The sequence below is a fragment of the Desulfomicrobium orale DSM 12838 genome (genome assembly GCF_001553625.1).
GTDB classification, from domain to species: Bacteria; Desulfobacterota; Desulfovibrionia; order Desulfovibrionales; family Desulfomicrobiaceae; genus Desulfomicrobium; species Desulfomicrobium orale.
This window is the reverse complement of the sequence record NZ_CP014230.1, coordinates 133,984-155,200: the sequence shown is the minus strand read 5'-3', so window position 1 is coordinate 155,200 and position 21,217 is coordinate 133,984. Positions and strand designations below refer to the sequence as shown.

The 21,217-nt window shown below is 60.2% G+C and carries 16 protein-coding genes; 9 read left to right on the top strand and 7 right to left on the bottom strand.

Going from position 1 to position 21,217, the window contains the following annotated elements:
* Positions 1-146 precede the first annotated feature (146 nt).
* The 5 genes from AXF15_RS00755 to AXF15_RS00735 form a co-directional block, all read right to left on the bottom strand.
* Positions 147-665, bottom strand: coding sequence for a type 1 glutamine amidotransferase domain-containing protein (locus tag AXF15_RS00755; protein WP_066601942.1), 519 nt, complete (start codon positions 663-665; stop codon positions 147-149).
* A 1-nt stretch (position 666) separates the two neighbouring features.
* Entirely contained in the window at positions 667-1,635 is a 969-nt protein-coding gene (locus AXF15_RS00750) for a GGDEF domain-containing response regulator (protein ID WP_417926394.1), read from the bottom strand.
* On the bottom strand, positions 1,595-5,794 hold the full coding sequence (locus tag AXF15_RS00745; RefSeq protein ID WP_066601938.1) for a response regulator: 4,200 nt from the start codon (positions 5,792-5,794) through the stop codon (positions 1,595-1,597). The genes AXF15_RS00750 and AXF15_RS00745 overlap by 41 nt, the downstream gene beginning before the upstream one ends.
* A gap of 222 nt (positions 5,795-6,016) precedes the next feature.
* Positions 6,017-7,408, bottom strand: a complete 1,392-nt coding sequence (locus AXF15_RS00740; RefSeq protein WP_066601936.1) for a M23 family metallopeptidase — start codon at positions 7,406-7,408, stop codon at positions 6,017-6,019.
* Positions 7,409-7,719: 311 nt separating this feature from the next.
* Positions 7,720-8,304 carry a TetR/AcrR family transcriptional regulator gene (locus AXF15_RS00735; RefSeq protein ID WP_066601933.1) on the bottom strand — a complete coding sequence of 195 codons (585 nt, stop codon included), beginning with the start codon at positions 8,302-8,304 and terminating at the stop codon, positions 7,720-7,722.
* A 197-nt stretch (positions 8,305-8,501) separates the two neighbouring features.
* Between AXF15_RS00735 and AXF15_RS00730 the strand changes: the two genes are divergently transcribed.
* The 7 genes from AXF15_RS00730 to selB all read left to right on the top strand — a co-directional run bounded on the left by AXF15_RS00730 (position 8,502) and on the right by selB (position 15,852).
* Positions 8,502-9,080 (top strand): hypothetical protein, encoded by a 579-nt coding sequence (locus tag AXF15_RS00730; RefSeq protein WP_066601931.1) that lies wholly within the window; start codon positions 8,502-8,504, stop codon positions 9,078-9,080.
* A 1-nt stretch (position 9,081) separates the two neighbouring features.
* Complete coding sequence (locus tag AXF15_RS00725) at positions 9,082-10,047, top strand: cation diffusion facilitator family transporter (protein ID WP_083517772.1); 966 nt, start codon at positions 9,082-9,084, stop codon at positions 10,045-10,047.
* Positions 10,048-10,138: 91 nt separating this feature from the next.
* Complete coding sequence (locus tag AXF15_RS00720) at positions 10,139-10,639, top strand: peptidylprolyl isomerase (RefSeq protein WP_066601920.1); 501 nt, start codon at positions 10,139-10,141, stop codon at positions 10,637-10,639.
* Positions 10,640-10,653: 14 nt separating this feature from the next.
* On the top strand, positions 10,654-12,072 hold the full coding sequence (locus tag AXF15_RS00715) for a 30S ribosomal protein S1 (protein WP_066601917.1): 1,419 nt from the start codon (positions 10,654-10,656) through the stop codon (positions 12,070-12,072).
* Positions 12,073-12,116: 44 nt separating this feature from the next.
* Positions 12,117-12,422 carry a helix-hairpin-helix domain-containing protein gene (locus AXF15_RS00710; RefSeq protein ID WP_066601914.1) on the top strand — a complete coding sequence of 102 codons (306 nt, stop codon included), beginning with the start codon at positions 12,117-12,119 and terminating at the stop codon, positions 12,420-12,422.
* 164 nt (positions 12,423-12,586) lie between these two features.
* Positions 12,587-13,936 carry an aminopeptidase gene (locus AXF15_RS00705; RefSeq protein WP_066601912.1) on the top strand — a complete coding sequence of 450 codons (1,350 nt, stop codon included), beginning with the start codon at positions 12,587-12,589 and terminating at the stop codon, positions 13,934-13,936.
* 11 nt (positions 13,937-13,947) lie between these two features.
* Positions 13,948-15,852: a selenocysteine-specific translation elongation factor gene (gene selB / locus AXF15_RS00700; protein WP_066601911.1), complete on the top strand. Its 1,905-nt coding sequence runs from the start codon at positions 13,948-13,950 to the stop codon at positions 15,850-15,852.
* Between the two features lie 85 nt (positions 15,853-15,937).
* On the opposite strand, the gene AXF15_RS00695 is transcribed toward selB, so the two are convergent.
* Both AXF15_RS00695 and AXF15_RS00690 read right to left on the bottom strand, forming a co-directional pair.
* Positions 15,938-16,369, bottom strand: a complete 432-nt coding sequence (locus AXF15_RS00695; protein ID WP_066608498.1) for an ACT domain-containing protein — start codon at positions 16,367-16,369, stop codon at positions 15,938-15,940.
* A gap of 36 nt (positions 16,370-16,405) precedes the next feature.
* A complete protein-coding gene (locus tag AXF15_RS00690) occupies positions 16,406-17,707 on the bottom strand; it encodes a phenylacetate--CoA ligase family protein (protein ID WP_066601907.1) in 1,302 nt (433 codons plus the stop codon).
* Positions 17,708-18,123: 416 nt separating this feature from the next.
* On the opposite strand from AXF15_RS00690, the gene AXF15_RS00685 reads away from it, so the two are divergent.
* Together AXF15_RS00685 and AXF15_RS00680 are read left to right on the top strand one after the other, a co-directional pair.
* On the top strand, positions 18,124-18,474 hold the full coding sequence (locus tag AXF15_RS00685) for a hypothetical protein (RefSeq protein ID WP_066601905.1): 351 nt from the start codon (positions 18,124-18,126) through the stop codon (positions 18,472-18,474).
* Positions 18,475-18,616: 142 nt separating this feature from the next.
* Positions 18,617-21,169 carry a TIGR03960 family B12-binding radical SAM protein gene (locus AXF15_RS00680; RefSeq protein ID WP_066601892.1) on the top strand — a complete coding sequence of 851 codons (2,553 nt, stop codon included), beginning with the start codon at positions 18,617-18,619 and terminating at the stop codon, positions 21,167-21,169.
* Positions 21,170-21,217: the final 48 nt, after the last annotated feature.

Here is a 21,217-nt window from a genome sequence, read left to right as displayed (position 1 = left end):
CCGGAACATGTCGAATCCAAACTGATCTCGATGATCGATGGGAGCACGGAAGACTCGGCTTCACTCTTTACGGGAGATTCCCCTCGCAGACACGGGCAATCCTTTCTTTCTGGATTCATAGCCAAGCATTGGCTATCCAGGCATTTTTATCTGGCCGCGGCGATGATGGCGCGCATGAAGGCGGGCAGATCGTCCGGAGTGCGGCTGGTAACCATGTTGCCGTCTACAACCACCTCTCCGTCTTCCCAGAGAGCTCCCGCGTTGACCAGATCATCCTTGATGGCGAAAAACGAAGTGACTTTCCTGCCTTTCAGCACCCCGGCGGAAACCAGCATCCATCCGGCGTGGCAGATAGCAGCGATGATTTTGCCCTGCTGGTCGAAAGCACGGACCAGCTCCACCATGCCCTGGTCCCGGCGCATATGGTCGGGGGCGTATCCGCCGGGAATGACGATGCCGGCGAAGTCCTTCACATTGATGTCCACCGGGGTTTTGTCGGATTTGACCGGCGTACCGTACTTGCCCGAATAGGTCTGGCCGGCTTTGGCGGCGACTGCGGTAATCTCCGCCCCGGCCTCACGCAGCCGGAAATAGGGATACCAGTATTCATGGTCGTTGAACTGCGTATCCACCAAAATCACAAAGCGTTTTCCTTTGAGTTCCATGTCAATCTCCGTCGTTTGAAATCATGTGGATGGGGCCCTCGGTTCCCGTATCCGGGACGAGCTGGATGCAGGCACGGTTTCTGCCGCCTTCCTTGGCCTTGTAGAGCAGCCTGTCCGCTTTTTCCAGAAGTTGCAGACGCTGGCAGGAGTCGAGGTCGGCGCAGCAGACACCACCGATGGATACCGTGACATGTTCGGCCACGGGCGAGGCCTTGTGCTCCAGCTTCAGTGAGTTGACCGCGTCGAGAATGTTCCGGGCCAGGTGCAGGCAGCCCCGTTCGTTGGTATCGGGCAACAGGATGATGAATTCCTCTCCGCCGAACCGGGCCAGAAAGTCCGCCGTGCGTCCCAGGGAGGACTGGAGTGCCCTGGCCACGCTGCGCAGGCATTCATCTCCTGCCAGGTGGCCGTACAGATCGTTGTAGTTTTTGAAATGGTCGATGTCGATGAACAGCAGGGACAGGGGGGCCTGCGTCCGGATGGCCCGGCTCCATTCGTACTCGTAGACTTCGTCGAAGCGGCGGCGGTTGGGGATGTTCGTCAGCCCGTCCAGAGCGGACAGATTCTCCAGTAGATCCCTGTTTCTTTTGAGCTCCAGGTGGTTGCGTATTCTGGCCCGGATAATGGGGGGGCTGAAGGGTTTGCGGATGTAGTCCACCGCGCCCATTTCCAGCCCTCTGGCTTCTTCGCTGGTCTCCCATTTGGCCGTGAGAAAAACCAGGGGGATGTGCTGTGTCTTGGGATCGTTTTTGAGCCGGCGGCAGACTTCGAAACCATCCATGCCCGGCATGATGATGTCCAGAAGAATCAAATCCGGCTGCACGCCGCTTTTGACCATATCCAGAACCATTTCCCCGCTTGTGGCGAAAAGGAGATTGTACTCCCCCCCGAGAGTGGATTGCAATGCTCTGATATTGATGGGTTCGTCATCAACGATGAGGATGGTCTGCTTCGTGTCGGGGTAAGGCAAAATCATCGCTCCCAGGCGAAAATACGGTATCCAGAAGATGCTGCGTCATGTCTGCGGCGGCTTGGTAGCGCAGGTTGTTGACCTGTTCCTTAAGCATGTCCAGCCACTTCTGCAACTGTGTGCCGCGCAGCATCCTGCCCAGATTAAGCACGACCGCATCTGCCTTGAGATTGTTTTGCCAGAGCAGTTCGAGCAGCTCTTCCAGAATGGGGCGGAGATACGCCGCGTCCGGCGGAGCCTCGACCGGAGAGTCTGTGCTGGGAGCGGGCTCGCTGATAGTCTCCAGCAGATCGGTGTGGGCCCGGATGAATTCTTCCAGGCTGGCTTCGATGGCCGGAGTGGATGCCCTGGCCAGGGCCTGTTCCAGATCGGCGATGGCTTTGACCAGCATGCCGCCGCCGATAGTTGCGGCCGCGCCGCGCATGGTGTGCAGCGTTTTGGCCGCGAGGTCGAAATCTCCCTTGCGGACGGCCTGGCAGAGTCCCTGAATGTTTGCATGACGCTGGACGAAAAGCTGAAGCAGAGAGGAATACAGCTGCCGGTCATTGTTCAGCCGCTCCACCGCTTCGTCCGTGTTCAGAATGGCCTGAGAAGCCGGCAGAGCGGCCGCCGGTGTGTCCGGTTCGATCTGCGAGCCATCCAGCAATGCCTTGATTTTTTTCAGGAGAATCACGGAATCTACGGGTTTGGCGATGAAGTCGTTCATGCCGCAGGCCAGACTTTCTTCCTGATTGTTTTCCATGGCATGAGCTGTCATGGCCACGATGGGCGTATCCGGCCCGAAATGCTCCCGGATTTTCCGCGTGGCCGTGTAACCATCCATGCGGGGCATCTGGATATCCATGAGTACCAGATCGAAACGGCGGCTCTGCATCATGTTCAGGGCCTCCATTCCGTCGGCGGCCACTGCGACGTCCGCTCCGGCTCTGAGCAGGATGCGTCTGGCCACTTCCTGATTCACGGGGTTGTCCTCGACCACCAGCAGGGATTTTCCGGTCAGGGAAATGGTTTCTCTGACCGGCCGCTGTGAAAGCTCATGCTTTGTGCCTGCTCTGTTCATCAGGCTTCGGAGCTGTTCGGGACGAATTGGTTTATACAGCCGCTTCGGCGATGACTCCTCCGCCTGGAGGCCGGTAGCGGTGCGGCTGCACATGAGGACTGTTTCGGGAGCCGCTTCATACCGGGAAGCATATGCGTCCAGAAGCCGCTCTCCGCAGGAAGAGTACAAAGTGTCTTTGATCAGCAGGAAATCATGGTTCTGTTTACGGATCAGGCGCAGGGCCGTTTTCTCTGAAAAGGCTGTATCCACTTCGTGGTCGGCAAGCATGGATTCCAGGGCTCTGAGGGTCGCCTTGTTGTCGTCCACGACCAGAATGCACTGTATCTCTTCGGGGGACTCAAGTCGCCCCTTTAGCTGTCCCGGGAGAGAAAAGCCGAAGGTACTGCCCTGACCGGGCCTGCTGCGCACCCAGATATTCCCGCCCATCAGCTGAACGAGCTGTCTGGTGATGGCAAGCCCCAGACCTGTCCCCCCATAGCGGCGGGTAGTGGAGCCGTCGGCCTGGGCAAAGGATTCGAAAAGGTCGGCCATGGCTGCCTCGGGCACGCCGATGCCGGTGTCTTCGATCTGGAAGCGGACGCTGATGGAGCCGTCTTGTTCTTCCTGAGTATCCAGAAATACGACGATGTGTCCTTTTTCCGTGAATTTGATGGCGTTATTCAGAAGATTCATCAGGATCTGGCGCAGCCGGAGAGGATCTGTGTGCAGATCGTGGGGAACGGATGGGTCCGGATGGAAAATGATTTCGATCTGTTTGGCTTCGGCCTGGGGCATGAGCAGCTCGAACAGTTCCCGCATGACCTCCGGCAGGGAAACGGTCGCATGCTCCAGATGCAGCATTCCGGCTTCTATTTTGGAAAAATCGAGCACGTTGTTCAGAATGCCCAGAAGAGATTTGCCCGCATTCTGGATTTTGAGCAGCGAAGAGGCCTGGGAGCGAGACAGTCTTGAATCCAGTACCAGGTCGGTCAGACCCAGTATGGCATTCAGCGGAGTGCGGATTTCGTGGCTCATGTTGGCCAGAAACTGGCTTTTTGCCCTGGTCGCCTTCTCCGCTTCCGTCCGGGCTGTTTCCAGGTCGTCCAGAAGGCGCTTATGGATGATGATCTGGGAAATGAGGGCGGAGAAAACCTCCAGCGGCCGGATGGTCTCCGGGCAGGGCTGGATCCCGGACTTGGCGGAGTCGACACAGATCACACCCAGCAGATTGCCGAGGGAATCGTTCATACGCACATAGATATTGTCCCCCGTGCACCACATCTGGTCTCCGGCCTGGCCTTCGCCCGGCCAGGCACGGCAATCGGAATGTCCATGTTTGGGGCAGGGGATATAATAGGATGAACGGCCCAGCTTGATACCCGACGCGAACAGTTTCAGAAAGCCGGACATGGCGGATTCCGGTGTCATCATGTCCAGCTCTGCGGCAGGATCCAGCCCTCCGACATTCACGGATTCACAGTAAGGCGGCTCTTTTCTCAGCAGGGTGATATTGCTGCGGGTGTAGCCGGAATGTTCCACGATGGCCGTGCAGAAGCTGTGCAGAATATCCTGGAGGTCGTTTTTATCCAGCAGCGCCGCCGCGGCCAGGCCGAACTGCTGTGTCTGCAGGGACAGGGCCCGGAGTTGCTCCTCGCTTTGCCGCAGCGCCTCGTAGGATCTGCCCCGCTCTATGGCGATGGCCACCTGGTCGGAAATGCTTGTCAGGACGAGAATGTCCTGGGTGGTGTATCGTTTGGGGTCTGTGTAGCTCTGGCAGACCATGGCCCCGATGACTTGATTGTTGCTCTTCAGTGGAACGCCGACCCAGGACTTGGATGGTGTGCCCAGGCGCTTGTCGGCATTGAAACGGCGGTGCAGTTCCTCGATCTGTTCCTGATCCACCAGTACGGGCTTTCCGCTGAAAATGACCTGGGCTGTATAGCCTTTGGATGTGGAGGCCTGGGGAACGAAGTCTATGGCGTCTACATCGCATCTGTAGGGGAATTTGATGAGATCTCGCTGTCTGTCATGGAGAGCGATATAGAAATTGGTGGCGTCGATCACACGGTGCAGGGATTTATGAATTTCCTCATACAGTTTTTCCAGACTCGATGTGGTGTTGACGGCGCTCGATATTTCAAAAAGAACCTGATTGATTTCCTGGGCGGAACGCTGCGCGTGCGTGTCGTGAATCAGGCCTTCGACTCGTACGCGGCCGGGCTGGCCGACCACACGGCCTGTTTCCTGAACGAAGTGTGTGCGGCCGCCGGGCGGAAGAATTCTGTAGTCCACTGCATATGTGCCCGTGCCGGCCAGAGCCGCGTCCAGAGTGCCGAGTACCCGCGCCCGGTCTTCGGGGTGGATCAGTCCGCCCAGAGTTTTTTCCCTCTCGGCATTGCCGGTTGCGGGCGGAAGCCATGCGGCCAGGTGCGGGTATGCCCCGGCGTCCACATCGCAATGCCAGGGCCGTCCCCGGAAGCGGTCCGCCTTGTGGCCGGTGAGGCGTTCCAGAGCGGGACTTATGAATTCAATCAGGCCCGAGGTCGAAGTGCTGAAAACAATGCTTGGAATATTGGCTACCAGACTATGGAACTGCTCCTCCGTGTGACGAAGGGTTTCCAGTGCGGCTTTCCGGGTGATGGCCGAAGCTATTCGTGGCGCGAGGGCTTCCAGCAGACTCCGGCTCTGTGGCGGGAGACCCGAGGGATGGCCTGAGAACTGTACGGTCAGGACTCCGACGGCTTCTTCGTCAAGTATAAGCGGAACTCCGAACCAGCTTTGGGAATGGATGTCATGGCCGTCTGCGCCATCTGCTTCTTTGCCGTCAGGGAGATGCAGAGCCTGTTTCTTCCGCATGACCTCCACTGCCAGCGCCTCATAGTCCGGTGAGGAGTCTGGTGTCTCTTCTGCCCGGTAGATAATGTTTATTTTATCGGAGTCCTTGTTGCGGAGTGCGATGACAAAGCTGGAAATGGTCATGAACCGGCCAAGAACGGTGCGGATAGCCTGACACAGCCCGGACACACTGTCAGCGGTGTGGATGGCGTCAAGAACCGCCAGTGTGGCATGGTGGATATGCTCCTGTTCTTCCAACTTCTGGCGAAGCTGCTGAATATCCATAGGCTGCTGTGAATCTGTCGGGAGCGGGGCTGAGTTCATGGAGATTGTCCGGCGTTTGGCAAGAAAGTTCGGCAACCAGTATGTCGATTAGCAAGTAAAGGCAACAGGTTAGAGCTCGTGCGGGGTATTTGAGCGGCACTGCGTCAGGCTGAAATGCGGTAGGATTGATCCGGGCGGAGAACGGGCTGTTCTCCCCAATAAGGGGAGCACAGCCTTTTTGAATCAACGGGAGGGGAGAAGTTCTTTATCCAGAGAGGCGGAACGGATGGGTTCTTCCAGTTGGGATTTGTAAGCGGCAATGACGGCTTTGAAAGCGGGCATTTCCTTGGCCGCGATAGGATCCGCCGGCAGCATTTTGAGCTTCAGTGGATTGATGAACTGGCCGTTTTGTTTCATCCGGAAGTCCAGATGAGGCCCTGTGGCGTATCCGGTGCTGCCTACATATCCGATGACTTGGCCCTGTTTGACCTTGGAGCCCTTCCTGCTCGCCTTGGCGTATTTGCTCATGTGGTTGTAGATGGTCTCGTAGCCGTTGCTGTGCTTGACCTTGACATATTTGCCCTGAGACTTGTTGGAGCCGACATCGGAAATGGTGCCGTCGGCCACGGTACTGATGGGCGTGCCCGTGGGCGCAGCGTAATCAATGCCCTGATGCGGGCGTCTGTAGCCCAGAATGGGATGCATGCGGCTCATGGAGTAACCGGAGGAAATCCGGGTGAAGGGCAGGGGAGATTTGAGAAAAGCCTTGCGCAGCGGCCGCCCCGTCTGGTCATAGTATGCGGAATCGCCGTTTTTTTTCGTGTAGCGGTACGCGTAGTAGGTCTGGCCCTGGTTGGTGAAGCTGGCTGCAAGCAGGTTGCTGTAGCCGGAGAATTTGCCCTCGCGGAATTTTTTCTCCACGACCACCCGAAAGCTGTCGCCCGTGCGCAGGGCGCGCACAAAATCCACGTCATAAGCGAATACATTGGCCAAGCGGATGGCCAGATCGTCCGATTCACCTGCTTCGGCCACGGCCCCGAACAGGCTGCTGGTGATGGTGCCTGTTACGGTGACGGTTTCCGTGTCATAGGGAATGGGTTCCCGCCGGAACTCGTATCCCTCCTCGGTCATGGAAACCACCAGACGCTCGTCGGCATCGATTTCATATTCCAGGCCCACCAAGGCGTCGTTGGAATAAATCATGGTCCAGGGCTGTCCGGCTTTCAGCTTCCCAAGAGAATAGACTTTTTTGCTCGCGTCGCACAGCGAGTAGATTTCCGCGAGACCAAGATGGCCTGCCAGCAGGGAGGACGGCGTGTCGCCCTGCTGGATGGTGTTGGTCATCCGGATGAGCCCGGGCTCGCGCGGCGCCTCGGCCAAGGGTAACTCTTCCTCATGCTCCGCACACGGAATCTCTTTTGAGTCGGACGTCTCTGGAGAATGGGAGATCTCCCGGAAATTTTTGTCCACGCTGGGCTGGGCGTCTTCGGGGGGAATGAGATGGAAGCAGACCGCAATCCCCGCTGCGATGCCGAGGCAGGCGAGAAGGGAGAGGAAAAAACGCGGAGTCGTGGATTTTCTTTTGTAATAGACCTGAAACGAGTCCCGGCAGATGGTGTACTTGTTTTTTGACATGGGTCCTTGAGCTGCGTTGAAGGTTGGCGCGTCGGATTTCCGGGTATGGACTCCGGGCGCTCTGTGCGTAGCCTGTAACCGTATTTCAAAGCGGGGCCGGTTTGTGAGCATCAATGCTTTTCGACGTCCAGTACGGCGAAACCGGATATCGGCATTTCAAGTCCCAAAAAACTGTATGACTTCGGATAACCGCCCAGGAAGCATTTCACAAGCATTTTCTGGCGCATTCAAAACAATGTTCCCTGAGAAAATTCCTGTGATATCCGGGCGGCGGGCCGTATTGCCGAACCGTCGAGCCGCCGCGAAAATGCTCAATCGTTCCGCAGACCTGCCACGATGAAATCGACGACATCACCGAACAGGGTTTCATCTCCGTAGGGGGTGAGCAGACCGTGCCTGATGGCTCCGACCAGATTGCAGAACACGACCACGGACATCTTCTGCGGATCGCAGGGCCGGATGCTGCCATCCGCCACGCCCCGCCGGATGCTGCCCGTAAGGATGTCATACAGCTCGGAGAAATTCCGGAACATGACTTCCTTGTCTTCCGTGGTTTTCAGATCGCTGAAGGGCGAGCAGCGCACCAGAACCATGAAAGCCCGGTCGGGATCTCTTGCGAAGTCAAAGTAGGTGGACGCGAAAATACGCACACCTTCGAGTCCGCTGTGGTCATCACGCAGATTGTCCCGGAGGCAGTCGACGAGTTCGCGCACCACGTCCAGCCCCGCGGCCAGAAACAATTTTTCCTTGCTCCCGAAGTGATGAGTGAGCAGTCCCAGGGCCACACCGGCCCGCTCGGATATTTTCTTGAAGGTGGTTTCGGAGTAGCCGTGCTCGCTGAAAAGCACCTTGGCGGATTTGAGCAGGAGATCCTTCTTGGTCGGGCCTGGGGCCATACTGCTTTCCTTAGAAATGCGAAGTTGAGAAACGAGCTGGCGATGCCTGATGGGGGCGGTACGCGGGGCCTGAGACTGGATGCGTAGCCCCTATTTGAGGCGAAACCGGAAGTCAACGCGCGGTGGCCAGGCGAAATTGACAAACGGGAAAGCGATCCTGAATAAAGCGGATTTTATGATCACGAAGGAGTTCGCGCATGAATGTCTGGACCTATTGGCTGGGCTGCACCTTGTCCGTCCTGCGCCGGGCGGGGTATGCCCTTCTGCCCGGAAAGCTGCCGCTGCCGAAAAATGACCGGGTGAAAGACAGCCCGCTTTATGACGATGTCCGCACCTGGCAGAAGACGCAGATGGAGTCCATGACCTTCGAGGGCGACCAGCCGTCTAGAAGCGCCGCCGGCAAGATCAATCCGGCCCTGATGCGCCGCATCCACCGGCGCACGCTGCTGGAGATCCGGCACGAACTGGGCGACCTGTGGCGGCCTTCCTCCGTGACTCTGGACCGGGGCCGGGGCATCAGCCTCGATCAGGCCATCGCCATCATGCATCGGCTGCGCGACGCGGGGTTTCCCGACAGCGCCCTGGGTGTCGTTTCCGTGGAATTCTCCGGGCGCAGGCATTCTTTCGCCATTGTCCACGACCGGGAGGACGATTTCTGGATTCTCGACAACGGCATGTTCTTTTTCTGTCCCGTGCGCGGTACGGCCTTTTTCCGCGCCCGCCGCGACGTGCGCGTGCTTCTGGGGTTCAATTTCTTCGATGTCTGGAACTACTGAAATGTCCGCCGGTATCCGCAGATACGCCTGGCTGTCCATCGGGGCTTCGATTCTGACCATGGCTCTCAAGTTCGGAGCCTTCCTTCTGACGGATTCCGTCAGCCTTTTTTCCGACGCCGTGGAGTCCGTGGTCAATCTGGCGGCGGGGTTCATCGCTCTGCTGGCCATCATCCAGGCCCGGCGTCCGGCCGACAGAGGGCATGCCTACGGTCACGGAAAGGTCGAGTATTTTTCCAGCGGAGTCGAAGGCGTCCTGATCTGTCTTGCCGCGCTGGGCATCGCCTACGCTTCCGTACAGCGGTTTTTCGATCCGCAGCCCCTCGAGTCTCTGGGTGCGGGCATTGCGGTGGCCGTGGCGGCCGCTCTGGTCAATCTGATCACGGCCCGGATCATGCTCGGTGCGGCCAGGGCGTGCGGGAGCATCGCACTGGAGGCCGACGCCCGGCATCTGCTGACGGATGTCTGGACTTCTGCCGGCCTGGTCGGGGCGCTGTTCGTCATGCTTTTCGCGCCGCCGTCCTGGCAGATTCTTGATCCTGTCATCGGCTGCCTCATGGCCATGCTCATCATCCGCACCGGAGCGGCTCTGGTCTGGCGCTCGGCGTCCGGGCTCATGGACGCTGGCCTGCCCGCCGAAGACATCGAACGCATGGCCGCCGTCATCCGCCGGGTGGGGGGCGGGGAAAGCGGCTTTCACGCCCTGCGCACGCGCATGGCCGGGTCGGTGCGGTTCGTGGATTTTCATCTGCTCGTGCCCGGAAACATGACGGTGCGCCGGTCCCACGATCTGTGCTGCGAGATCGAGGAGGAGTTGCGTAAGGCCTGGCCGGGGCTGCAGATCACCATTCACGTGGAACCGAGGGAAGACGGCGCTTCCTTTGACGGTGGCGAGACGGGTGGCCTGTGTGACGGCGGATGGGCCTGCGGCGGAGATGACGAGCCCGTTTCCGGGCCGCGGAACATGTGACGGGCCGGGAGGCCATACGGCAAAAAAATTGCCAAATGGCGGCGAGGCGTATACTTTTCGTCCGCTTTGAATCTTTCCGACGGAGGCAGACATGAGCAATCCGGTTGTCCTGGTGGACACGACCAAAGGAGAATTCCTGGTGGAACTGTTCGCCGACAAGGCGCCGCAGACCGTGGCCAACTTTCTGGGCTATGTGGACGAGGACTTTTATGTGGGCACGCTGTTTCACCGGGTCATCAGGGATTTCATGATTCAGGGCGGCGGGCTGGACAACATGATGCGCGAAAAGCCGGTCAAGGCGCCCATCATGAATGAGGCGGCCAACGGCCTGAAAAACCTGGAAGGCACAGTGGCCATGGCCCGCACGGCCGACCCGCACAGCGCCTCGGCCCAGTTTTTCATCAATACCGTGGACAATCCCGATCTGGATTACCAGAGCGAGGAAGAATTCGGCTACTGTGTTTTCGGTCAGGTCATCGACGGGCTGGACGTGGTCAAGAAAATAGAAAAGGCCCGGGTGAGACCCCAGGGCGACCACGAACACGCTCCCGTCGACCAGATTTCCATCAACTCCATTACCCGCTTTGAATAACGCAAGGTTGTAGCATGAGTGAAGATTTTGCCGAGCTGTTCGCGTCCTACGAATCCGACTCCCAACGTAAAACTGCTCTTCAGGCCGGAGACAAGGTGTCGGGGACGGTCATTTCCATCGGACAGAAATCCGTGTTCGTCGATTGCGGAGCCTCCGTGGACGGCATTGTGGATCGGGAAGAACTGCAGGACGAATCCGGCGGGCTGACCGTGACCGAGGGCGACCGCCTGGAGCTCTATGTGGTGGGCCTGGCCGACGACAGCATCCGTCTGTCCAGAGCGCTGGCCGGCATCGGCGGCCTGTCCATGCTGGAAGAAGCCCATGCCAACGGCGTGCCCGTGGAAGGCAAGGTCCGGGAGCAGATAAAGGGCGGGTTCCACGTGGAAATCCTGAAGCACCGCGCCTTCTGTCCCGTGTCCCAGATCGACGCCCGCTATGTGGAGAATCCTGAGGACTACGTGGGGCAGACCCTGCAGTTCCGCATCACCAAACTGACCGAGGGCGGGCGCAATATCGTGGTTTCCCGCCGCGTTCTTCTGGAAGAGGAACAGCTTCAGGCCCGGGCCAGATTTTTCGAGGGAATCAAGGACGGCGACATCGTCGAAGGCGAAGTCACCCGTCTGGCCGCTTTCGGCGCATTCGTGGAACTGGCGCCCGGCCTGGACGGTCTGGTGCATGTTTCCGAGATTTCCTGGAGCAGAATCCAGAGCCCCGACGAGGTCCTGAGCGTCGGCGACCGGGTGCGGGTAAAGTATCTGGGCGCGGCGGAAGGCAAGAAGCCCGGCGAAACCCGCATCTCCCTGTCCATCCGGCAGGCTCAGGACGATCCCTGGAAAACCGCCGCCGACCGTTTCAAGGAAGGTGACAAGGTCACGGGCAAGGTAGTTAAACTCATGGATTTCGGCGCGTTCGTGGAAATCGCGCCGGGCATCGAGGGACTGGTCCACGTCAGCGAGATGAGCTACGCCAGACGCGTGCACAAGCCCGGCGACATGGTGCAGGCCGGGGACATGGTGGCGGCCGTGATCAAGCAGGTGGACGCGGACAAGCAGCGTATTTCACTTAGCATGCGCGACGCCGAGGGCGATCCGTGGCTGGCCGTGCCCGAGAAATACCGGGTCGGGCAGACGGTGCAGGGTACGGTGGAGAAGCGGCAGCAGTTCGGGCTTTTCATCAATCTGGAGCCGGGCGTGACCGGCCTTCTGCCCCAGTCCGTCATGGCCAGGGCCGAGAACGACGTGAAGTACGACAAGCTCGGGCCGGGCGACACCGTGGTGGTCAGCATCGAGAGCGTGAACGCGCGCGAACGCAAAATCAGTCTGGGCACGGGCAAGAAAGAGGATGTCGCCGACTGGAAGGAATACAAGCCCGGAAGCGGCGATGGATTCGGCTCCCTGGGCGAGGCTCTGGCCCGGGCCATGAAAAAGAAGTGACTGTATTTTACCGGTCGCGGCCTGATGAACTTCCGATCTGTGCAATGAATCCTGAAAAAGTGACCAGAAGCAGGCTCGAAAAGCTCACCGATCTGCCCAACGTCGGCCCGGCGACGGCGGCGGATCTGCGTATGCTGGGCATCACCGAACCGGGCCAGCTCAAAGGCCGGTCTCCGTACGATCTGTACGAGGAGCTCTGCGGGAAGACCGGGGTGAGACACGACCCGTGCGTGCTGGATGTTTTCATCTCCATTACGCGTTTCATGGATGGCGGGGAGCCGAGGCCCTGGTGGCATTACACGGATGAGCGGAAGAAATGCCTCGGGAGCGGTCCGGACCGCGACGGCTGAAAAAGATCGGAGAACGATATTGTCTTTCCGGCGCGCTGACTGCCGCCCGGAAGATCATGGATGCTTGGGGGAGCAGGAGAAATTCCGCTCCCCTTTTTCATAGACCCTGCTCCGCCGCGACGGCGCAGTGTTTTTCGGGGTGTGGTTTTCGAGGAGGCCAAGTTATGGAATACAAGGCGGTGAACTGCTGGGAGCGCTATGCTTCCGGCGAGGACAGGGCGGCCATGGGCCGGCTGGCCGGGGACTATCTTGACTTTCTGAGCGTCTGCAAAACCGAGCGCGAAACCATCGCCTGGGTCCGGGAGCGAGCGGAGGAACATGGCTTTTCCGAAGACCCGGGCGCCTCGCGGATCATCATGCCGTTTCGCTCCAAGGCCGCCCTGCTGGTCAGAAAGGGAGCCCGGCCTCTGGGCGACGGACTGCGGCTCATCGCTGCCCATGTGGATACCCCGCACCTGGATCTGAAACAGCATCCGCTGCACGAGGCCTGCGAAGTGGGCCTGATGAAAACCCATTACTACGGCGGCATCAAGAAATACCAGTGGCTGGCCCGGCCGCTGGCCCTGCATGGCGTGGTCATCCTGAAGAACGGCCGGACCGTCCCGGTTTGCGTGGGAGAAGACGAAAACGATCCGGTGCTGACGGTGCTCGATCTGCTGCCTCATCTGTCCCGCAGGCAGCGTGAGGAAACCGTGGACAAGGCGTTTCCGGGCGAAAAGCTGAACGTGGCCGTGGGGCACGCCCCGGCGGAAACGGAAGAAGACGGGAAGGTCCGCCGCCATGTGCTGGAGGTTCTGCATGCGGCGTACGGCTTCCAGGAGGAAGACCTGTTCAGCGCCGAACTCCAGATTGTTCCCGCTGGCCGGGCCCGGTTCGTGGGACTGGACCGTGCCCTGCTCGGCGGATACGGTCAGGATGACCGTCTGTGCGTTTTCGCAGCCTGCCGGGCCTTCTGGGAGGCTCCGGCTTCGGAATACACTCAGGCTCTGGTGCTGTGGGACAAGGAAGAAATCGGCTCCGACGGAGCGGCCGGTGCCCGGTCCAGATTTCTGGAGTACGCTCTGGCCGATATTCTGGAGGCGGGCGAGCCCGCAACCCGGCCACGTCACGTCCTGAGCCGGACCAAGGCCGTATCCGCCGACGTGCACGCGCCCCTGGACCCGGATTATCAGGACGTGCACGACAAATACAATGCCTCGCTGCTGGGCTTCGGGCCGGTGTTCTCCAAATTCACGGGACATGGCGGCAAGTACGGTGCCAGCGAGGCCGACGCCGAATATGTGGCCTGGTTCCGCGCTCTTCTGTCGCGGGAGGATATTCCCTGGCAGATGGCCGAGATAGGCAAGGTGGACGAGGGCGGCGGAGGAACCGTGGCCAGGGAGCTGGCGGTGTACGGCATGGACGTCATCGATTTCGGGCCCGGCGTCCTGTCCATGCACAGTCCTTTCGAGGTCAGCTCCAAGGCCGACCTGTACGCCGCGGTTCTTGCCTACGGCGCGTTCTACCGAAGCTGAAGGAGACGCTCATGCCCGTCATCATGGGAACGGCCGGACATATCGACCACGGCAAGACCAGCCTGGTCAAGGCGCTGACCGGCATCAACTGCGACCGGCTGGCCGAGGAACAAAAGCGCGGCATCACCATCGAGCTCGGCTTCGCCTATCTGGATCTGGGCGGAGAGGAGCGCCTGGGCGTCATCGACGTGCCCGGCCACGAACGCTTCGTCAAAAACATGGTCGCCGGAGCGGCGGGCATCGATTTCGTGCTTCTGGTCATCGCGGCGGACGAGGGCGTCATGCCCCAGACCCGCGAGCATCTGGAAATCTGCTCCCTTCTGGGCATCAGGACCGGTCTCGTGGCCCTGACCAAGACGGACATGGTGGAAGAGGACTGGCTGGAACTGGTGCGCGAGGAAGTGTCCGCCTACCTGTCCGGCTCCTTTCTGGACGGCGCGCCCGTGGTGCCGGTTTCCGCGCATACCGGCACGGGCCTGGACGAACTGCGCGCCCGCATTCTGGAGGTTTCGCGGCCCTTTGCTCCGGACCGGCGTTCAGACCTTTTCCGCCTGCCCATGGACCGGATATTCACCATGAAGGGCCATGGCACCGTGGTCACGGGCACATCCATTTCCGGGACCCTGCGCGTGGGCGAGGATGTGCGTGTCTACCCCGCCGGACGGGATTCCAGAGTTCGCGGCCTGCAGGTGCATGGCGCGGCTACCGGCGCGGCCCGGGCCGGAGAGCGCACCGCCGTGAATCTGCACGGCCTGGAAGTGGCCGACCTGGAACGCGGAGACGTTCTGGCCCATCCGGGCACGCTCTTTCCGGCTTTTGTCTGGGACGTGGAACTGACCTGCCTGGCTTCCGCGCCTCAGGCCCTGAAGCACCGCACCGAAGTGCATTTCCATCACGGCTCCCGCGAGATTCTGGCCCGGCTGTTTTTCCCGGACCGGGACAGGCTCGAACCGGGGCAGACGGCCATATGCCAGGTCCGTTTTTCCCGGCCCATGCCGGCCGTGTTCGGCGACCGCTGCATCGTGCGCTCCTTTTCGCCGCTCATGACCGTGGCCGGGGGTCGGGTGATCAATCCTCTGGGGCGCAAGATCCGCCGGCACTCCGGGGATCTGGAACGGCTGGCGGCTCTGGGCGGCATGACCGGGGAGGAATTGCTGCTGGCACAGCTCCTGCTGTCCGGGCGCGGCGGGCTGACCCTGGCGGAATTGCGGGTCATGACGGACATGGACTCGAAAACCCTGGACAAAACCCTGCAGACTCTGGGGGGCAGGCAGCGGGCCTTTCAGTTCGACCGCGAGAGCAGCCGCTTCGTCAGTGCCGAGGTGCTTGAGGTCCTCAATGCAGAATGCCTGGAGTTCCTGACCGGATATCATCGCCGTGAGCCCATGCGGCAGGGCATTTCGCGGGCGGAGCTGGCCTCCAGCTTCGGACGGGCCATGCACCCGCGCCTGCTGCACTTTCTCGTGGAGCGGCTGGTCCGGGCCGGACGGGTCGTGCTGGAAGGAGACATCCTGCGCCTGCCGGAACATTCGGTGTCTCTGGCCGCGGACCAGTCGGGCCTGAGAGCACTGATGGAAAAAACCTTTCTTGAGGCCGGGCTGACTCCGCCGACGGTCAAGGCTTTTCTGGAAGAGAACGGTCTGGTGCAAAAGGACGCGGCTCCCATGTTCCGGCTTCTTCAGGAGGAGGGCGTACTGGTCAAGGTCAGCGAGGAATTCTACTATGCCCGCGTGGCCATGGACGGCCTGATCGGCAAGGTGAGAGATTTCTTCGCCGTCAACAATGAGCTGGGGCCGCAGGATTTCCGGGATCTGACGGGCCTGAGCCGCAAGTTCGCCATTCCGGTGCTGGAATATCTGGACAAGGAGAAAATCACCATCCGCGTGGGGGACAAGCGTCAGTTGCGCGGCCGGTGACAGCGGCTCCGAGAGAGTGGATTTTTTCGGAACTTTCACAGGAGGCCGGGGTTTGTCCCGGCCTCTTTCATCTGGAGGCTGCGGCTCAGAGGGCGTAGAGTTCTTCGCCGGACAGAATGCGGACGCCGTTGGAGCGCAGCACTTCGATGGCCTTGTCCGTCTGGTCGAAGCGGAAGACCAGCACGGCGTTGTGCCCGCTCTGGGTCACAAAGGCGTACATGTATTCCACGTTGACGTTGCCGACGGCCAGCATCTCCAGAATGTTGTGCAGGCCGCCGGGATTGTCGCCCACTTCGGCGGCCACCACGTTGGTCCGGCCGACAGTGAATCCCTTGGCTTTCAGCGCCTCCTTGGCTTTTTCGTTATCCGTGACGATGAGGCGCAGGATGCCGAAATCCGAAGTGTCGGCCAGGGAAAGAGCCCGGATATTCACGTTGTTCTCAGCCAGAGTCCTGGTCACTTCGGCCAGGCGGCCGGCCCGGTTTTCCAGAAAGACCGAAATCTGTTCCACTTTCATCATGCCTCCCGGTCCGGGGCAGGAAGTCCCACCCGGTTATACATTGCGCAGATCGACAATCCGCCTGGCTTTGCCTTCGGAGCGCTCGATGCTCCGGGGTTCGGACAGGGTCACCTTGGCGGTGACGCCCAGAAATTCCTTTATATTTTTTCGTATCTTGCCTTCAATGCGCTGTAAATATTTGATCTCGTCGGAGAAGAGCTTTTCATCCACTTCGACCTTGACTTCCAGAATGTCGAGGCTGCCCTCCCGGCTCAGAATGAGCTGGTAGTGCGGGGTGATGCCCTGGGTTTCCAGCAGGATGGCCTCGATCTGCTGCGGGAAGACATTGACGCCCCGGATGATCAGCATGTCGTCGCTGCGGCCCCGGATGCGCTCTATGCGGCGGTGGGTGCGGCCGCATTTACAGGGTATTTCGTTGATGCGGGTCATGTCGCGGGTGCGGTAGCGGACCAGAGGCTGGGCCTCCTTGGCGAGGGTGGTGACGACCAGCTCTCCTGGTTCGCCCGGAGGCAGCGGCTCGCCCGTCTCCGGATCGATGATCTCCACCAGAAAATGGTCTTCCCAGACATGCAGGCCGTCCTGAGCGTCGCTGCATTCGATGCCCACGCCGGGCCCCATGATTTCGGACAGCCCGTAGATGTCCAGAGCCTTGATCTGAAGCTTGGACTCGATTTCGGCGCGCATGTTCTCGCTCCAGGGTTCCGCGCCGAAAATGCCCGTGTGCAGCTTGAGATCGGCGATGTCGAGGCCCGCCTCGCGGATGGATTCGCTCAGAAACAGGGCGTAGGATGGCGTGCTGCACAGCACCGTGGAGCCGAAATCGTTCATGAGCATGACCTGACGTCTGGTGCCGCCGCCGGAAACGGGCAGGATGGTCGCCCCCAGCCGCTCCACGCCGTAATGCATGCCGAGGCCCCCGGTGAAGAGACCGTATCCGTAGGCGTTGTGCACGATGTCACTGCGCCGGCAGCCGGCGCACATGAGGGACCGGGCCATGAGTTCGGCCCAGTTGTTCACGTCGCGCTGGGTGTAGCCTACCACCGTGGCCTTGCCGGTGGTGCCGGAGGAGGCGTGCACCCGGACCACGTTGTCTCTGGGCACGGCGAACAGACCGTAAGGATAGTTGTCGCGCAGGTCCTGCTTCTCGGTAAAGGGCAGCCGCCTGATGTCGTCCAGGGAGCGGATGTTTTCTGGCCGGACGCCCGCGCCGTTGAATTTGTTCTGATAGAACGGCACGTTGTAATAGACTTTCTCCAGCATGGATTTGAGGCGGCGCAGTTGCAGCGCTTCCAGCTCTTCCCTGGGCATGGTTTCGCTGGGTATGTCGTAGAGCATGAGGACCTCCGTTTGAAAACAAAAATGCCGTGAACATGGGGCTGTTCACGGCATCGGAAAATTCGCGCGCTGCGCGTCGCACCGTGGCCCCGCGTCAGGGGGCGGTAAATATGAAAGATACCATGGTGCCTGAAGTTTCGTGCATGGACGCCTCATGCCCGGAGTGGCCGCGTTCGTCAAGAATGGGGCGTCTTCAAGACCGGAAAGATGCGTCCGGCGGTCCGCCGGAAATCCATGCATGTCGCCTTCCATCTTGAATCTGCCGGGCGGGTCAGTCATCCGGAGTTTCCGACGCCGTGGGACGCTTGTCCGGCATGGTTGGGAAGTGTCCTTGACAGGGTGAGGTGGGCTCCATAGACGTGACGATTCACGATTTTCGCGTCCCAATGCGGCGCGAGAGCAAGACGAGGTGACCTATGTACGATATCAGACTGGTAAAACTGGTGAACGGCGAGATGGTGCTGGGCAAATGGGATCAGGAAGCCGGGGTGATCCGCGATCCGGCCGTCCTGCAGACGATTCCCACGGCTCAGGGCGGCGTGCAGATGCTTCTGTTGCCCTTCGGCTATCCTTTCGATCAGGAAATGGCCGGGGAAATAGAGGTGAAGCACGTTCTTTTCCAGTACAAATCCACACCCGAGGAACTGAAGACCAAATACCTCGAGGCCAGCACCAATCTGACTTTGTCCGCTCCCGGCGGGCTGCACAATCTGGGTGGTCCTGGCGGCGGCAATATCGCAGATTTCAGCAAGTTTCTGAAAAAATAGCGGACGCACGGCCGTCATTTGCCTCCCTGATGCCTGGCCGCGGCCGATTTCCAGCATCGAAGGAAGCTCCGGCGGGAAGTCTCGCAGATCAGAGGCTCCGCCGGAGCGTATTGCCACCATCCATTCGGCCATTTCGGACCGCATGAAAAGACTTCTCCCCCTATTTTCCCGGCCCAGTCACTATCTGGGCACGGAAATCAACAGCGTGCACAAGGACCCGTCCGTTATGCGCGCTCATGTGGCCCTGGCTTTTCCCGACCTGTACGAGGTGGGCATGTCGTATCTGGGGCAGAAGATCCTCTACGACATCGTCAATGCCCGCGAGAACTTTTACGCTGAGCGGACCTTCGCGCCCACCGAGGACGTGGCGGCCGTGCTGCGCGCCCATGGCGAGCCGCTGGCCACTCTGGAGAGCGATACGCCCCTGTCCGCCACGGATGCGGTACTGTTCAGCCTCACCCACGAACTGTGCTACACCAACGTGCTGTACATGCTCGATCTGGGCGGCATCCCCCTGCATGCGGCGCGGCGCGGCACGGGCGATCCTTTCGTCATTGCGGGGGGAGGCTGTACCTTCAACGCCGAGCCTCTGGCGCCTTTTCTGGATGCGATGGTTCTTGGGGACGGCGAGGAGATCGTGCCCGAGATACTGGAGCTTCTGGCCCTGGCCAAAGAAGGGGGCTGGGAGCGGGAAGAGACTTTGCGCCGTCTGGAAGCACTGCCCGGAGTGTATGTCCCCGCTTTTTTCGAGGAAGACGGCGCGGGCGGCCTGCGCCCTTTGGACGGGTGGAAGGATCGGCCGGAAAAACGTATCGTGCCGGACATGAATGGTGTTGCCTTTCCTGTCAGGCAGGTGGTGCCGTTCGGAAAACCCGTACATGACCGTTTTTCCGTGGAGATCGCCAGAGGATGCACCAGAGGATGCCGGTTCTGTCAGGCAGGCATGATCTACCGGCCGGTGCGTGAGAGGCGGGTGGATGTGCTGGGCGAGATCATTGCTCAGGGTCTGGCCGGGACGGGCAGCGAGGAACTGTCCTTTCTGTCTCTCAGCACGGGCGATTTCAGCACCCTGGAGGCTCTTTTCGCGTCCTCCTACGCGCGTTGCCGTCAGGAACAGGTGTCCATTTCCCTGCCGTCCCTGCGGGTGGGCTCGGTTTCGGAAGACCTGATGCGCCTCATGAGCCGCATCAGGCATACGGGTCTGACCCTGGCCCCGGAGGCGGGCACCCAGCGTCTGCGTGACGTCATCAACAAGGGCGTGACCGAGGAGGCGCTTCTCGACCACGTAAGCCGGGCTTTTTCCCTGGGATGGCAACAGGTCAAACTGTACTTCATGATCGGTCTGCCCACGGAAGAGACGGCTGATCTGGACGGTATTCTCGATCTCTGTCTGAAAGTGGCTGGTTGCGCCGGCCCCAAGGCCAAAAGATTGCAGGTCACGGCGGCGGTATCGCCCTTCGTGCCCAAGCCGCATACGCCCTTTCAGTGGGAGCAGCAGCTTTCCATGGCCGAAGTGGAGGAACGCATTGCGTATCTGCGCTCCATCTTCAAACCTTACCGCAAGCTCAAGCTGAAGTGGCATCACTCCCACATGACCTTTCTGGAGGGTGTTTTCTCCCGGGGGGACCGGAGGCTGTCCGCCGCCGTGGAAGCGGCCTACTCCAGAGGAGCGACCTTCACCAGCTGGTCGGACCAGCTGCGCTTCGATGTGTGGCAGGAAGCTTTCACCGAGGCGGGCATCGATCCGGCCGGGTATCTCCAAGCGCGGGATCTTGATAGCCCGTTGCCTTGGGATCATCTCGATTCCGGAGTCAGCGCCGGTTTTTTACGTATGGAGCTGCGCCGCGCCATGGACGGCCGCATTACGCCGGATTGCCGCTATTCTGCCTGCCGGACATGCGGGGTCTGCAATATGGACGGGCGGCAGTCGCAGCTGTCCCGCCAGGGGGCCGCAAGTTCCATTCGGCCGGTGCTGAACCGGGCTTCCCGGGATCAGGAAGAACCAGCCCAAACAGTGCCGGATTCTGGCGTCAGAGAGGACCTGCAGCATCGGGAGCAGCGTTTTCGGCTCTGGTACTCCAAGACCGGCCAGGCCGCATATCTGAGCCAACTGGAGTTGCAGCGCATTTTTGAACGGGCCTTTCGCCGGGCGGGGCTACCCTTGGCTTTTTCCGGGGGCTTTCATCCCGCCCCCATGCTGTCATTTGCCCGCGCTCTGCCTGTGGGCGTGGGCAGTATTTGCGAGTGGATGGATTTTTTCGTGCGTTCCCGGCTGGATGCATCGCCGCTGCCGGAGCGGCTGAACGCCGAGCTGCCGCCGGGCATGCGGGCCGTGCGCGTGGAGGAACTGCCCTGTCAGCGCCGTGCACCCATCGCCGTGCGGGAAAGATACTGTCTGCGTTTCGAGCAGGAAGCGGATGAACACCGGTTCCTGGAAAGGGCATCCGTTTTTCTGAATTCGTCCGTGTGGATGGCGGCCAAGCGGACCAAAAAAGGGGAGCCTGGGGAAATCGATGTGCGTCCTCTGGTGCTTGGTGTTTCTCCTGCGGCGGAAGGCCGGAACATTGATTTTGACTGGACCGGGCTTTACGTCAGTCCCGTTTTCGTGCTGCAAAGTGTGGATTCGGAATTCTCCCTGCTGTCAGCCAGCCTGACCAAGGCGGAACAGTTCTTTGGAAGCGGGGAGGGCAGATAGCAGGGGAAGATGCGAGAGAAAGGCGAAGCCGGGAGGCTTCGCCCATTA